The following is a 13,878-nucleotide window of genomic DNA, read 5'->3' on the forward strand; positions in this document are numbered from 1 at the left end:
CCCGAGGGTGACGTAGGTCAAACCCGGCTCGGCCGAGACCACGGGACCTGGGCCTCCGAGGGGCCGCGCCCGGGTCACGTCTCGCCCGTCACCCATGTGGCCGTCCAGGCAGGCGCTCGCCTGGCCCACCCACTCAGGAGCGGCGTCCGCGCAGGGCCCGCCAGGCATCCCCGACCGCGTCCTCGGACCGCAGCCACCAGCCCTGCACGGCGCCCCGCACCGTGGCCAGCAGCCACCGCGACTTGAACCACGGCGGCAGCTTCCGGAACGGCACGAAGGTCAGCGTGTCGTCGATGGCGTCCTCGGCGAAGCCGCGGGGACCCTCGGCACGCAGCGCGGCGTACAGCTCCGGCGTCAGCTCACCGTTCAGCCGCGCCGCGGTGCCCGCCGCGGTGAACGCGATCTGCCGCTGAGTGGCGTCCGGCAGCCGCATCGCCCGGACGACCCGAGGCGACGCCTCGGCCAGCGCGCAGGTGAAGACCAGCCCGATCACCGCCGTACCGAGGTGCCGCTCACCGCGCTCGAACGCCGCGTCCACCTCGACGGGGTCGTCGATGTGCGACAGGCCCTCGCCGGTTTCCCAGTCGTGGTCGGATGCCATGACCTCAGCCTCCGCCCGGCTCGTCCCGCAGCGTCCAGACGGCTGAGCCCTCGGGCGGCGCGGGGCGGACCGTCAGTCGCGAGAAGTCGTCCATGTCGTCCACGTCATCGATGTCATCCATGTCATCCATGTGACGCCCAAAAAGGAGGACCGACTCGGATGCGGATCTGCCTGTCGCGGTCGACATGGATCGCGACGACTCCCTCGACCTCGGGCAGCGGGACGGGGCCGGCATCGGGGTCGTTGATCGTGCCCTCAGGGTTGTACGACAGAAGGTCGAGGAAGCCGTGGACCGCGGGAGCGTCCTCGAGTTCCAGGAAAACCCCGAGAGTTCCAGGAAAACCCCGAAGTCGAACCGGTCCTTGACCTGCCCTCTGGCGATGGCCCCCACGGGGTACCGTCGCTTCGCCTCTTCCCAGGTCACGCGAGCAGTTCCTCCAAGGCGTGGGCGTAGGCGCGATAGCCTGCCTTGCCGTAGTCCGGAGCGGTCGAGTCGGGGCGGAGAATGCCCGGGAGGAAGGCGACCCGCCACGCCCTGAACGTACCGGCGGCGCTGCTTCGCCCCGCGTCATCCGCCAGGGCGACGGCAATGGTGAGAGCCTCGGCCACCCTCTCCGCGCCCTGTGGAACTTCCGTCCCGCCGGCGATGGCGGCCGTGACCAACGCCTGCAGGAAATTCGCCAGTTGCAGATCGGCCCCCATGTGGCACATACGCCGCACGGCCGACGGGCGTTCGAGTTCCTCAAGGCGGGGGGAGAACTCCTCGATGCAGCCGGACCACAGGAGCAGGAACGGTGCGGTCACCTCATGCTCGCGCAGATATCCCAGTTCATCGGCGATCGCCATGGACGCATCGCTGAAGCCACCGAGCGCGTGGACCAAGGCGAGCAGCCGGTCCACCTCGCCCTGCCGCGCACTCACCAGATCCCCTACCGACGCGTCGGCGATGGTCCACGTACCCGTGGCGACCACCGCGCCGATCTCCACGATCCCGCCGAACGTGCTGAAGACATCCCGCGCGTACGCCGATTCAGGACGGGGAGTGATCTTCTCGTCCGGGCCGGTTTCCTGCCGGCCCCCTGTGGTTCTGGACCGTGGCGCCTTCACGACGGCTACGTCCCTCCCAACATCTCGTCCTCGTCGAAGCCGAGCTCGTCCTCGATGCCCAGCTCCTCCGCCGCGCGCCACCTCAGTGGGGCGGGCCCATTCGTCCGGTGCGCTCGTGGCGATGTCCCTGAGGAATGCCAGCGCGTCAGGGGTGCCGATCTCTCCGAGTGACTGGATCCCCTTGGCGCACAGAGCGAAGAAAGGCCCGTCGGAGTCCTTGCTTTCCCGTACCCGGGAGCTGATCGCCTCCACCCCTTCGGGAGCTCGCAGCTCGCCCAGGATCTCAACCAGGTCCTCCGCGTTCACACTTGGCACGCCCGAGGCGAGCACCGACGCCAGGATGGGGGCGAGGCCCTCCGCGTGCAGATGAACCGCCACCGCCGCGAGCCGCTCGAACCTGCCCCAGTCGCCCGAGGCGGACGCGAGCCGCAGCCGGTCGAGGATGCGGGTACGCGCTTCGGGAACCGCGGCCGCCACCTCAGCGGCCCTCTCGCAGCCGATGCACCCCCGACCGGCGACAAGGGAGTGCACTCGCTCATCTGGGACAAACAGGTGCGTCATACTCCTTTCCTGAGCCGCGCACGCCGCAAGAACTCCCAGTTGGTCAGCCCCTCGAAGCCGCTGGGGTCGACGCTCTCGCCGGCCCGAGCCGAGACAACGGGCGGCCCCGCTCAGTCCCAGGGCTCGCGCACCGGTTTGCGCTTCCACCACTCCCCGAGCTCGGCCTCGGGCCTCTCCTTCGTCGGACGCGCCCAGGGGTGCAGCGAGCGCTCCGGGTCCGGGACGCTCGCGGCATGGAAGCGCGCGTCGAGCTGCGCCAGCAGTCGTCCCAGCACGCCGTCGCGGGCCTGCGCAGGCAGCGCGTGCATCAACTCTCCCAGCTCGTCACGGGAGTCGAGGTCGTTGCCGTACGCACTGATGGGATAGAAGTCCTCACTCGACCAGCCCGGCTCCATCCGGCGCACCAAGCGCTCCCAGGACGCGAACCGGTCCGCCACCGAGTACACGGGCGCTGTGATCCTCTCCCGCAACTCCGGCGCGACCCGTGACCGCTCCAACTCCAGCCGCTCCACATCGCCGCGGCCGATCACCTCAAGGACCGGCTCAGGCAACTCGGCCCACACAGACCTGCTTTCCGGCGCGAACCAGAACACGGCGTAGGACATCCCGTCCTCCCTCGTCTACTCACTACGCCCCTCCGAGCCTTCCGGGAGAGTCCAGAACGGGGAGTCCTTGGGCGGGGCCGGGCGGACCTCCCAGTCCGAGAGGTCGCCGTCCACATCCGGGTCGCCCGAGGGCAGCAGTCGTGCATCCGGCGTTGGCTTGAAATAGAGATGATATGCCCAGAATTCCGGCATCTCATGGCACATCAAGTCCTGATTCATCCCACTGATGTCCTCGTCTCGATACCTCTCATTGATTCTCGCGACTGCCTCGGCTCGAGAAATCCTGAAATGATGCACCAAAACGTCAGTCATTTCGCGAAAATAGTCGAGCATTTCGTCGTCGAGACGGGTAAGAAATTCTTCAGTTCTCATGATGTCGGTCCGAACCTCTGATGGAATGACCTGTTGAATAGTTCTGCTGCTCGGTCGGAGTAGATGGCGACCTGATGGCCAAAGAAGACAGGATCGGATTTACCCCTGACAAAGCTTCCTGGATTTCTTAGCATGGGGCCCTCGACCAGCTCGTAGTTATGCATTGCACCCCCGCTCCGGTGATGCTTCATGAAGGATGCAAGCTCATCACTCGGACCGTCGAATATCTTGCCACTCAACTTGTCCAGTTCACTCTTCGGGACCTTGAAGTGCAGTACCGCAGGGATGTCGCCCTTGTCCGCAGCTAGCTTCCTGGCCCATGTGAGCGCCTGGCGTGGATCATTCGTCACATAAAAACCGCCCCGGCCGAAGTCCATCTTCCGGTTACTCACCGCGAGATTGATACCGTCATTGATGATGCTGTCAGCAGCCCTTCCAAAGGTGCCGTGATAGAGGTCCACCATGCATGGCGCCTTGAGACCCAACGGGTCCATCCACTGCAGTGGATTCTTGACGTATGCGTAGTGATTTGGCGCGGGGGTCCGGCCTAAGCGATGTCCCGTAAATGATCTCCGCGTCGAGGTGGACACGGCGGGCGGCGGTGCCGCCTATCCGGCAAGGCTGAGGTTGTACAGGTGTGCGATGCCGAGCATGGCGTGATGAACGCCGTCGCCTTTGAGGCGGCAGTCTCGGAGGATCTTCCAGGTCTTCATGCGGGCGAAGGTGTGCTCAACGCGGGCCCGGACCTGCTTGTGCGAACGGTTGTGTTCCTGCTGCCAGCCGGGCAGTTCTTCGCCTTTGCGGCGGCGATGCGGTATGACGAGTCCAGTGCCGGGATAGCCTCCGTCAGCAATCGTTACGGTCCTGCCGACGGCGGCCTTCGCCCCAGATTCCTCCCAGGCCCGGCAGTCGTTGCGGTTGCCGGGTAGAGGTCGGCCCACCACCACGACCAGGCGGGTGTCGGCGTCGATGACGACCTGGTGGTTGGTCGAGTACCGGTAGTTCTTCGACTGCTCGGCCACATCGTGATCGCGGGTGGGCACCAGGGTGCCGTCCACGACCAGCACAGTGTCCTTCGTGAAGCGGCGTCTGGGCTGCAACGCCAGCAGCGGGCCGATCTGGCCGATGATCCGGTCGGCCGCCGACTTCGATACGCCGAACAGCGGGGCGATCTGGCGCATCGTCAAGTTCGTTCGCCAGTACACCGTGACCAGCAGTACCCGGTCCTCCAGCGGCAAACCCCATGGCCGGCCCCGCCGCACCGCGTCCGCACCCTCACGCCGCAGCGCGGTCACCAACTTGGCGAAGCGGCGCGGGCTCAGCCCGGTGAACGGGGTTATCCAGGACGGCTCGGACGCCGTGATCACACCAGCCACGGCGAGATCATCACATCGTGACCGGGGGACTGCGAGCGGAAGCTCACGAGGACAGGCGGCGGGACCCGGCCCAACTCTCGCAACGAACGCTCATCTGTCCCCGATGACGGCGAACGCGAAGGCAAGGCGACGGTCCAGCCAATCTGCCTTGATCGTAAGCAGTTTGATGCTCTGGGAGATCATGACCAGCTTGCCGCCAGACACCCACTCCAACGTACGGCTCTTGCGAACAGGGCTGGTGTGAGTGTCGTCAGGCCCCATACCGGTCACGGCGTTCAGCACCTCTGGGACGACATTGTCGGCTGCCCGCTGAGCGATCCGCTTGGCGTTGAACCCGCTCCACTGATTACGCCCGACAATTTCCGGGTGTCCGGGCTGCTCGATGCGCCAAGTGTGCTTGAAAAGTTTGCTGGATGGGGGAATGCGCCGAATAGCACCGATTCCCTCTCCATGTCCATCGAACACCTGGATACGGCGTTCGCTGCCCTCGTCCCCCTGGGCGACGAGGTAACACAGCAGCTGCTGCGCTTCGGGGTCCTCGTACAGGCACGGTTCCATGGCGGACGGCGGCGCGGGAGGGGCGACCGCAGCGACGTAGGCACAGGGAGCGAATACCTTCGAGTTGCCCGCCCCCTTGGAGACGCGGATGGCCCGCGGGCCGCGTACGGGGCGGGCACGATTCTTGGTGACCGGACGCTCCACTGTGCCGATGGTGAACTCTCGTACCCCAGCCCACTCGACAGCGGGCACAGGGGCCTCCTCCCGTGCTCCAGCCTTCCCGAACGCCACGCCGTCTCCTCACTACTCGCGTACCACTACGGCGCAACCGTAGCCTCCTGCCGATACGGCGGACCGAGGGAGGCATAACGGGACATCGCTTAGGGGGTCGGGGCTCAGGTATCGCGCGGTACCCGGCTCGTAGTAGCGGTGGTGGTTGTAGTGCAGCCCGGTTTCCGCGTCGAAGTACTGGCCTGGAAAACGCAGCGGGCAGTCTGCGCGGTCGCTGCCGATGGGGCCGACGGGGACACCCCAGAGCGTCGACGACTGCGTCCAGACGACATCGCCGTCCGCGTCGACCAGTTCCGTCGGAGTCCCGAGGAGGGAAGCGGCCACTCCCTGAACCGGACACCCAGGACATGGACGGCCACCAGACCTCCGTCGGGATCCTCGCGAGCCTCCACCGCGACGACCCCCGCCTCCTGCTCCCCGAGCGCGACGTACATCGCCTCGCCCCGGCCGTCACCGCCTGGCTGGACCGCGGCGCCGACCCCGATGCCGTACGCCGGACCCTGACGGCAGGCCTCCCCCACGAGCCCCTACGGCACCCGACCGCTCTCCTCGCCCACCGTCTCACCGAACTCCTCCCACCACCGGTGCCCGCCACCCCGGTGGTCGCACGCCCGCACCCCCTCCAGAACTGCGAGGGCTGCGACCGCGCCTTCCGCGCCCCCGAACCCGGTCGCTGCCGCGACTGCCGATCCGATCTCCCGGAGGCCGCCTAGCATGAACGTGACGACCCTTGCCCCTGGGCAGAGACGACGAGGAGCGCACGCTATGAGCATCGCCCCTGACAACGCGCAGCGGGACACCCACCACTTGTACCGGGCGATGCGTGAGTTCCTTGAGTCGATGGACGACACGCTTCCGGGCAAATTCGAGATCACCAAGGAAGGGATCGTCCACGACAGGATGGCGCCCGTCGGCCCGCACGAGCTGACCACGCTGCACATCCGGAAGCGCCTGGAGAAGGTCATGCCGGAAGAACTGGTGGCTCACACCGGCACCCCTGACGTAGAGGCCGAACCCGAGGGCATCATGCGCCACCCCGACGTCATGGTCATCGCCATGGCGGACATGGACGTCCCGGGTTCCTTCGATCCACGTACGCTCATCGCCGCCATCGAAGTCGTGTCCCGCTCCAACCCTGACAACGACTGGGTCGGCAAGATGCGTGACTACCCGCTGCTGGGCATTCCGGTCTACGTGATCTTCGATCCGCGCACGGGCTCGGGCGCAGTGCTCTCCGACATCCACCAGACGCCGCACGGCCCGCGTTACGCCACCCGCAAGGACTTCGTGTACGGCGAGGACGTCACCATCGCCGACTGGACGATCTCGACCACGGACCTGCCGCGCTACTCGCAGGGTTGAGGCCGGCGAGCAAATCCGTCTGGAGCACTCCCCCGCGACACCGAACCGGGAGCGCCCGAAGGTGGACCCATGGCGGAAGACACCACCACCCTGGCCGAGCAGACCCCTCCCCCCGTACGGGACTGGCCCGACGTAGGAGTGCAGGGGACCGAGTTCGACCCGGTGCTCGCGGAGCTGATGAAGGAAGGGCCGCTGACGCGGATCCGGCTTCCGCACGGGGAGGAGGAGTGGGCGTGGCTGGCGACGCGGTACGACGACGTGAAGATGATCACCAACGATCCGCGGTTCAGCCGTAAGGAGGCGTCCGTCCGGCAGTTCACGCGGCTGGCGCCGCACTTCGCACCGCGGCCCGGGGCGCTGGCGTGGGCCGACCAGCCGGACCACAACCGGCTGCGCCGCGCCGCCTCGACCGCGTACACCGTGGGCGCGGTGAAGCGGCTGCGCCCCCGCGCGAAGGAGATGCTCGACGAGCTGGTCGACGCCATGGTGCAGGACGGGCCGCCCGCCGATCTGATCGAGCGGGTCCTGGAGCCCTTTCCGATCTCCGTCGTCTGCGAGGTCATGGGCGTGCCCGCGGACGAGCGGCAGAAGGTGCACGACTGGACGCGGGAGATCATCTCCACGGCGGGCGGCGCCGAGGCCTCCGAGCGCGCCAAGAAGGGGCTGTTCGGGTGGATCGCGCAGGCCATCCGCGACCGCCAGGACAGCGACGGGGACGACGTGCTGTCGCTGCTCGGCGGCGCGGTGCGCAGCGGTGAGCTCAAGGAGGAGGAGGCGATCAGTGTCGCCGGCCCGCTCCAGATCGGCGGCGAGGCGCTCACCAACAACAGCGGCCAGATGTTCTACCTCCTGATGACCCGACCCGAGCTGATGGACCGGGTGCGCAACGACCCGGCCGCACGCCCCGCCGTCGTCGACGAACTCCTGCGCTACATCCCGCACCGCACCGCCGTGGGCCTGCCCCGCGTCGCTCTGGAGGACGTCGTCATCCAGAGCGTCCGCATCCGCGCGGGCGACCCCGTCTACGTCTCCTACCTGGCCGCCAACCGCGACCCGGACGTCTTTCCCGACCCCGACCGGATCGACGTCGACCGGGACGCCGGAGCGCACATGACGTTCGGCAACGGGCCGCACTACTGCACGGGCGCCGTCCTCTGCCGTATGCAGATCGAGCTGCTGATCGACACCCTGTTGGAGCGCTGCCCGGACCTCCGCCTCGGGGTACCCGCCGAGGAGGTCCCCTTCCGGCAGCGCACGATGATCCGTGGCCCGATCTCCCTGCCGATCGCCTGGTAGCCAAAGGAACCCCCGGTTGTCCCGGAACAGCGAAGGGGCCCGTACGACCGAAGTCGTACGGGCCCCTTCTGGTGCTCTGTGGAGCTACCAGGCAATCAAGCCAACAAGAGTTACTTGTTGATCTTGGTGACCTGGCCGGCGCCCACGGTCCGGCCACCCTCACGGATGGCGAACTTCAGGCCCTCTTCCATGGCGACGGGCTGGATGAGCTCGACCTTCATCTCAGTGTTGTCGCCCGGCATGACCATCTCCGTGCCCTCGGGGAGGGTCACAACACCGGTCACGTCAGTCGTACGGAAGTAGAACTGCGGACGGTAGTTGTTGAAGAACGGCGTGTGGCGGCCACCCTCGTCCTTGGACAGGATGTAGGCCTGGGCCTCGAACTCGGTGTGCGGGGTGACCGAGCCCGGCTTGATGATGACCTGGCCGCGCTCGACGTCCTCGCGCTTGATGCCACGGAGGAGCAGACCGACGTTCTCACCGGCCTGGCCCTCGTCGAGCAGCTTGCGGAACATCTCGATGCCGGTGACCGTGGTGGTGGTCTTCTCCTGCTTGATGCCGATGATGTCAACGGTCTCGTTGACCTTCAGGACACCACGCTCGATACGGCCGGTGACGACCGTACCGCGACCGGTGATCGTGAAGACGTCCTCGACGGGCATGAGGAACGGCTTGTCGACGTCACGCTCGGGGGTCGGGATCGCCTCGTCGACGGCGGCCATCAGGTCCAGGACCGACTGGCCCCACTCCTTGTCGCCCTCGAGCGCCTTGAGCGCCGAGACCTTGACGACCGGGACGTCGTCGCCCGGGAACTCGTACTCGGAGAGGAGCTCACGGACCTCGAGCTCGACGAGCTCCAGGATCTCCTCGTCGTCCACCATGTCGGCCTTGTTCAGGGCGACAACGATGTAGGGAACGCCAACCTGGCGGGCCAGGAGCACGTGCTCCTTGGTCTGCGGCATCGGGCCGTCGGTGGCGGCAACCACGAGGATGGCGCCGTCCATCTGCGCCGCACCCGTGATCATGTTCTTGATGTAGTCCGCGTGACCCGGGCAGTCGACGTGGGCGTAGTGACGGCCCTCCGTCTGGTACTCGACGTGCGCGATCGAGATCGTGATACCGCGCTGGCGCTCCTCAGGAGCCTTGTCGATCTGGTCGAAGGCCGAGGCCTCGTTCAGGTCGGGGTACGCGTCGTGCAGCACCTTGGTAATGGCGGCCGTGAGGGTCGTCTTACCGTGGTCGATGTGACCGATGGTGCCGATGTTGACGTGCGGCTTAGTCCGCTCGAACTTCGCCTTCGCCACTGGGTCCTCCTGTGGAGTGGTTCTGGTACGCCTTACTCATCGGCGCCAGGTGATCTTTGCTGGGATGCCGCCCGCCGGGGTTCTCCCCTGCCGGGTGAGCCCCGGCGGTCGGTGTCAAGCCTAAAGCGTGTAAACGGGGTGTGTTACTCGCCCTTGGCCTTCGCGATGATCTCCTCGGCGACGTTCCGGGGAACCTCGGCGTAGGAGTCGAACTGCATCGAGTAGCTTGCGCGACCCGAGGTCTTGCTGCGGAGGTCGCCGACGTAGCCGAACATCTCCGAGAGGGGCACGAGGCCCTTCACGACGCGGGCACCGGCCCGCTCCTCCATGGCCTGGATCTGGCCACGGCGGGAGTTGATGTCGCCGATGACCTCACCCATGTAGTCCTCGGGCGTGGTGACCTCGACGGCCATCATCGGCTCGAGCAGCACGGGGCTGGCCTTGCGCGCGGCCTCCTTGAAGGCCTGCGAACCGGCGATCTTGAACGCGAGCTCGGAGGAGTCGACCTCGTGGTAGCCACCGTCGAGAAGGATGACGCGGACGCCAGTCATCTCGTAGCCGGCCAGGATGCCGAACTGCATGGCCTCCTGGGCACCCGCGTCGACCGAAGGGATGTACTCCTTCGGGATGCGGCCACCGGTGACCTTGTTCACGAACTCGTACGAGGCGTCGCCGCCCTCGATCGGCTCGATCGCGATCTGCACCTTGGCGAACTGACCGGTACCACCGGTCTGCTTCTTGTGCGTGTAGTCGTGACGCTCGACGCCCTTGCGGATCGTCTCGCGGTACGCGACCTGCGGCTTGCCGACGTTGGCCTCGACCTTGAACTCACGGCGCATACGGTCGACCAGCACCTCGAGGTGCAGCTCGCCCATACCACCGATGATGGTCTGGCCGGTCTCCTCGTCCGAGTGAACCTGGAAGGAGGGGTCCTCCTCCGCGAGACGCTGGATGGCGACACCCAGCTTCTCCTGGTCACCCTTGGACTTGGGCTCGATGGCGACCTGAATGACCGGCGCCGGGAAGTCCATGGACTCCAGGATCACCGGGTTCTTGTCGTCGGACAGCGTCTCACCGGTGGTGGTCTGCTTCAGGCCCATGACGGCGACGATGTCACCGGCGCCCACCGACTCGATCTCCTCACGCTTGTTGGCGTGCATGCGGTAGATCTTGCCGATGCGCTCCTTCTTGCCCTTGACGGAGTTCAGCACGGCGGTGCCGGACTCCAGGCGGCCCGAGTAGACCCGGACGAAGGTGAGCTTGCCCAGGTGCGGGTCGCTCATGATCTTGAACGCGAGGGCGGAGAGCGGCTCGTCGTCGGACGGCTTGCGCTTGACGACCAGCTCCGGGTCCTTCACGTCGTGGCCCTCGATGGCCTCGACGTCAAGCGGAGTCGGCAGGTAGCGCACGACCGCGTCGAGCAGGGGCTGAACGCCCTTGTTCTTGAACGCGGTGCCACAGAACACCGGGGTGACCGTGGTGTCGTTGGACTTGCCGGACGCGATGGTGATGCGACGGATCGCGGCGTACAGCTGCTCCTCGGTGGGCTCCTGGCCCTCCAGGTACAGCTCCATGATCTCTTCGTCGTTCTCCGCGACGGCCTCGATCAGCTTTCCGCGCCACTCTTCAGCGGCCTCGGTGTGCGTGGCCGGGATGTCGACGACGTCGTACATCTCGCCCTTGGCGGCCTCGGCGGACCACACGAGCGCCTTCATGCGGACCAGGTCCACAACGCCCTTGAAGTCCATCTCGGCGCCGATCGGAAGCTGCATGACCAGCGGCTGCGCACCAAGGCGGTCCGAGATCATGTCGACGCAGCGGTGGAACTCCGCGCCGGTCCGGTCGAGCTTGTTGACGAAGCAGATGCGCGGCACGCCGTAACGGTCGGCCTGACGCCACACCGTCTCGGACTGCGGCTCGACACCGGCGACACCGTCGAACACCGTCACGGCACCGTCGAGCACACGCAGGGAGCGCTCCACCTCAACGGTGAAGTCGACGTGCCCCGGGGTGTCGATGATGTTGATCGTGTAGTCGTTGTCCTCGAGCGGCCAGTGACAGGTGGTGGCAGCAGAGGTGATCGTGATGCCACGCTCCTGCTCCTGCTCCATCCAGTCCATGGTGGCAGCGCCGTCGTGGACTTCACCGATCTTGTAGCTGACGCCGGTGTAGAAGAGGATCCGCTCGGTGGTGGTCGTCTTGCCCGCGTCGATGTGGGCCATGATCCCGATGTTGCGGACCCTGGCCAGGTCAAGTGAAGTGGTAGCCATAAGGCTTCAGTCTTCTCTCGGTCTCGATGTGGGTTGCGACTACCAGCGGTAGTGCGCGAAGGCCTTGTTGGACTCGGCCATCTTGTGGGTGTCCTCGCGCTTCTTGACGGCCGCACCGAGGCCGTTCGAAGCGTCGAGAAGCTCGTTGAGCAGACGCTCGGTCATGGTCTTCTCGCGACGGGCGCGGGAGTAACCGACCAGCCAGCGCAGCGCCAGGGTGTTGGCACGGCCGGGCTTGACCTCGACCGGCACCTGGTAGGTCGCGCCACCGACACGGCGGGACTTGACCTCAAGCGTCGGCTTGATGTTCTCGAGAGCGCGCTTCAGCGTGATGACCGGGTCGTTGCCGGTCTTCTCGCGCAGGCCCTCCATGGCGCCGTAGACGATGCGCTCGGCGGTGGAGCGCTTGCCGTTCAGCAGCACCTTGTTGATCAGGGAGGTGACAAGAGGAGAACCGTAGACCGGGTCGATGATGACCGGGCGCTTCGGGGCGGGGCCCTTACGAGGCATTCTTACTTCTCCTTCTTGGCGCCGTAGCGGCTGCGGGCCTGCTTGCGGTTCTTGACACCCTGGGTGTCGAGCGAACCACGGATGATCTTGTAGCGAACACCCGGCAGGTCCTTCACACGGCCGCCGCGCACGAGCACGATGGAGTGCTCCTGCAGGTTGTGTCCCTCACCCGGAATGTAAGCGGTGACCTCGATCCCGCTGGTCAGACGCACACGCGCGACCTTACGCAGGGCCGAGTTCGGCTTCTTCGGGGTGGTCGTGAACACACGCGTGCAGACGCCGCGACGCTGGGGCGAACCCTCGAGTGCGGGCGTCTTGTTCTTCTCGACCTTGTCCTGCCGGCCCTTCCGGACCAGCTGCTGGATCGTAGGCACTACTTCTCCGGTTTCTGTGTGCCGAATGGTGAAGCTAACCTGGAACGTCGCCGACCCACGCGGTCGGGTGTGTCGAAGCTGCAGACTCCCGCCGCGAGGCGAAAAGGGCGCAGATTACGGTGGCCGGTTACGGCTCCCCTAGTGCGGTTGAAGGCACGCACGAGAGCCAGGGCACACCCCAGGCACAAGGTCTGAGCGTACCTACCTCACGGACTTCGGTCAAAACAAATGCCTTGGGGCCCGACACGCCGGACTTGTCACGCTTCTTCTGGGGGCTCGTCGAGGCTTCCCGGTGCCTCTGTACCCCATCGCCGTCGACAATCTGTGAATGTCGGTGATTCTCCGCGATTTCTCGATGGTTCGGTGCGCATGGCGATCACCGGTTGAGTACGTTGATCGGTCCCTGCGCATCGGCCGTGGCGCCGATCGGGGGACATCGGGGGACGGGAGACTCATGACGGCCGCGCATTTATCCGGTGACGAGGGGCTGGACGACCGGGTGCCGTTCCTGGCCCGGCTGGAGAGCGCGGACCGCTCCGCGCTGCTGTCCCTCGGCCACGAGCTGTCCTTCACCCCCCGCACGGTGCTCCTGCACCAGAGCGAGCCGTCCTCGCACGTCCTGATCGTCACGCACGGCTGGACGAAGGTGACCGCGGCCGCCGCCAACGGCTACGAGGCGCTGCTCGCGCTCCGCGGCCCCGGCGACATCATCGGCGAGTCGGCGGCGCTGACCGGGCGGCCGCGCTCTGCCACGGTCACCGCCCTCGAGCCGGTCCGCACCGTCGCCGTCGTGCGCGAGCACTTCACCGACTTCCTCGCCCGCTCCCCCGCCGTCTCCTTCGCCCTCCTCGGCCTCACCTCCGACCGCACCCGCGCGGCCGACCGGCGCCGCCTGGAATTCGCCTCCATGAGCGTCCGCGAACGCTTCGCGGCCCTCCTTCTCGATCTCGCCCGCACCAATGGCCACCGTACGGAGGAGGGCATCGAGCTGTCGGTCCCCCTGAGCAAGCAGGAACTGGCCGGCTCCGTCGGCGCGTCGCGGGAGATGGTCCAGCGGCTGCTGAAGGAGCTCCGGGAGCGCGGGGCCGTGGTGACGGGGCGGCGGACGATGGTGATCGTCCGGATGGATGTACTGCGCCAGATCGCGCGACGTTGAGTTTTTCGCCCCCGCCGCCCCTGCCCGTCCCGAACCTGGGGGCTGCGCCCCCAGACCCCCGCCAAAAGACTGCGCAGTTCCCCGCGCCCTTCTCAGGGACGCGGGGAACTGCGCGAACAGCCCCCACACACCCGCAGCCGAAAGGCGCTGGTGCGGGGCGGGCAGGGGCGGCGGGGGCGAAAACGGCCTTCTGTG

16 protein-coding genes are annotated in these 13,878 nt (G+C 66.7%); 4 read left to right on the forward strand and 12 right to left on the reverse strand.

Going from position 1 to position 13,878, the window contains the following annotated elements; all coding sequences use genetic code 11:
- Positions 1-133: 133 nt before the first annotated feature.
- The 8 genes from ACZ4RZ_RS04075 to ACZ4RZ_RS04110 all read right to left on the reverse strand — a co-directional run bounded on the left by ACZ4RZ_RS04075 (position 134) and on the right by ACZ4RZ_RS04110 (position 5,735).
- Positions 134-601: a hypothetical protein gene (locus ACZ4RZ_RS04075; RefSeq protein ID WP_467741726.1), complete on the reverse strand. Its 468-nt coding sequence runs from the start codon at positions 599-601 to the stop codon at positions 134-136.
- 420 nt (positions 602-1,021) lie between these two features.
- Complete coding sequence (locus tag ACZ4RZ_RS04080; protein WP_467741728.1) at positions 1,022-2,269, reverse strand: HEAT repeat domain-containing protein; 1,248 nt, start codon at positions 2,267-2,269, stop codon at positions 1,022-1,024.
- A 110-nt stretch (positions 2,270-2,379) separates the two neighbouring features.
- A complete protein-coding gene (locus ACZ4RZ_RS04085) occupies positions 2,380-2,874 on the reverse strand; it encodes a hypothetical protein (protein WP_467741730.1) in 495 nt (164 codons plus the stop codon).
- Positions 2,875-2,889: 15 nt separating this feature from the next.
- Positions 2,890-3,246, reverse strand: a complete 357-nt coding sequence (locus ACZ4RZ_RS04090; RefSeq protein WP_467741732.1) for a hypothetical protein — start codon at positions 3,244-3,246, stop codon at positions 2,890-2,892.
- Positions 3,243-3,710, reverse strand: a complete 468-nt coding sequence (locus tag ACZ4RZ_RS04095) for a DUF3990 domain-containing protein (protein ID WP_467741734.1) — start codon at positions 3,708-3,710, stop codon at positions 3,243-3,245. Before ACZ4RZ_RS04095 ends, ACZ4RZ_RS04090 begins: the two co-directional genes overlap by 4 nt.
- Positions 3,711-3,854: 144 nt before the next feature.
- Positions 3,855-4,622, reverse strand: a complete 768-nt coding sequence (locus ACZ4RZ_RS04100; protein WP_467741736.1) for a transposase — start codon at positions 4,620-4,622, stop codon at positions 3,855-3,857.
- Positions 4,623-4,712: 90 nt separating this feature from the next.
- Positions 4,713-5,372 carry a hypothetical protein gene (locus tag ACZ4RZ_RS04105; protein ID WP_467741738.1) on the reverse strand — a complete coding sequence of 220 codons (660 nt, stop codon included), beginning with the start codon at positions 5,370-5,372 and terminating at the stop codon, positions 4,713-4,715.
- A gap of 51 nt (positions 5,373-5,423) precedes the next feature.
- On the reverse strand, positions 5,424-5,735 hold the full coding sequence (locus ACZ4RZ_RS04110; RefSeq protein ID WP_467741740.1) for an RHS repeat domain-containing protein: 312 nt from the start codon (positions 5,733-5,735) through the stop codon (positions 5,424-5,426).
- 23 nt (positions 5,736-5,758) lie between these two features.
- Between ACZ4RZ_RS04110 and ACZ4RZ_RS04115 the strand changes: the two genes are divergently transcribed.
- From ACZ4RZ_RS04115 to ACZ4RZ_RS04125, 3 genes are all read left to right on the forward strand, one after another.
- On the forward strand, positions 5,759-6,124 hold the full coding sequence (locus ACZ4RZ_RS04115; protein WP_467741742.1) for a hypothetical protein: 366 nt from the start codon (positions 5,759-5,761) through the stop codon (positions 6,122-6,124).
- A gap of 52 nt (positions 6,125-6,176) precedes the next feature.
- Positions 6,177-6,773, forward strand: coding sequence for a Uma2 family endonuclease (locus ACZ4RZ_RS04120; RefSeq protein ID WP_467741744.1), 597 nt, complete (start codon positions 6,177-6,179; stop codon positions 6,771-6,773).
- 69 nt (positions 6,774-6,842) lie between these two features.
- Positions 6,843-8,069: a cytochrome P450 gene (locus tag ACZ4RZ_RS04125; RefSeq protein ID WP_467741746.1), complete on the forward strand. Its 1,227-nt coding sequence runs from the start codon at positions 6,843-6,845 to the stop codon at positions 8,067-8,069.
- Between the two features lie 110 nt (positions 8,070-8,179).
- Here the strand turns inward: ACZ4RZ_RS04125 and tuf are convergent, their stop codons facing one another.
- From tuf to rpsL, 4 genes are all read right to left on the reverse strand, one after another.
- Entirely contained in the window at positions 8,180-9,373 is a 1,194-nt protein-coding gene (gene tuf, locus ACZ4RZ_RS04130; protein WP_399077228.1) for an elongation factor Tu, read from the reverse strand.
- A 143-nt stretch (positions 9,374-9,516) separates the two neighbouring features.
- Complete coding sequence (gene fusA, locus ACZ4RZ_RS04135; RefSeq protein WP_467741749.1) at positions 9,517-11,643, reverse strand: elongation factor G; 2,127 nt, start codon at positions 11,641-11,643, stop codon at positions 9,517-9,519.
- A gap of 39 nt (positions 11,644-11,682) precedes the next feature.
- A complete protein-coding gene (rpsG, locus tag ACZ4RZ_RS04140; protein WP_003998848.1) occupies positions 11,683-12,153 on the reverse strand; it encodes a 30S ribosomal protein S7 in 471 nt (156 codons plus the stop codon).
- A gap of 2 nt (positions 12,154-12,155) precedes the next feature.
- Positions 12,156-12,527, reverse strand: coding sequence for a 30S ribosomal protein S12 (rpsL, locus tag ACZ4RZ_RS04145; RefSeq protein WP_003948652.1), 372 nt, complete (start codon positions 12,525-12,527; stop codon positions 12,156-12,158).
- Positions 12,528-12,981: 454 nt separating this feature from the next.
- Between rpsL and ACZ4RZ_RS04150 the strand changes: the two genes are divergently transcribed.
- On the forward strand, positions 12,982-13,683 hold the full coding sequence (locus ACZ4RZ_RS04150; RefSeq protein WP_467741751.1) for a Crp/Fnr family transcriptional regulator: 702 nt from the start codon (positions 12,982-12,984) through the stop codon (positions 13,681-13,683).
- The last annotated feature ends 195 nt before the right edge of the window (positions 13,684-13,878 follow it).

The sequence above is a fragment of the Streptomyces sp. NPDC027189 genome, assembly GCF_055566975.1.

Coding starts and splice junctions, on each gene's coding strand:
- ACZ4RZ_RS04075 (WP_467741726.1), bottom strand. CDS start 601: ATGGCATCCGACCACGACTGGGAAACCGGCGAGGGCCTGTCGCACATC.
- ACZ4RZ_RS04080 (WP_467741728.1), bottom strand. CDS start 2,269: ATGACGCACCTGTTTGTCCCAGATGAGCGAGTGCACTCCCTTGTCGCC.
- ACZ4RZ_RS04085 (WP_467741730.1), bottom strand. CDS start 2,874: ATGTCCTACGCCGTGTTCTGGTTCGCGCCGGAAAGCAGGTCTGTGTGG.
- ACZ4RZ_RS04090 (WP_467741732.1), bottom strand. CDS start 3,246: ATGAGAACTGAAGAATTTCTTACCCGTCTCGACGACGAAATGCTCGAC.
- ACZ4RZ_RS04095 (WP_467741734.1), bottom strand. CDS start 3,710: ATGGTGGACCTCTATCACGGCACCTTTGGAAGGGCTGCTGACAGCATC.
- ACZ4RZ_RS04115 (WP_467741742.1), top strand. CDS start 5,759: ATGGACGGCCACCAGACCTCCGTCGGGATCCTCGCGAGCCTCCACCGC.
- ACZ4RZ_RS04120 (WP_467741744.1), top strand. CDS start 6,177: ATGAGCATCGCCCCTGACAACGCGCAGCGGGACACCCACCACTTGTAC.
- ACZ4RZ_RS04125 (WP_467741746.1), top strand. CDS start 6,843: ATGGCGGAAGACACCACCACCCTGGCCGAGCAGACCCCTCCCCCCGTA.
- fusA (WP_467741749.1), bottom strand. CDS start 11,643: ATGGCTACCACTTCACTTGACCTGGCCAGGGTCCGCAACATCGGGATC.
- rpsG (WP_003998848.1), bottom strand. CDS start 12,153: ATGCCTCGTAAGGGCCCCGCCCCGAAGCGCCCGGTCATCATCGACCCG.
- ACZ4RZ_RS04150 (WP_467741751.1), top strand. CDS start 12,982: ATGACGGCCGCGCATTTATCCGGTGACGAGGGGCTGGACGACCGGGTG.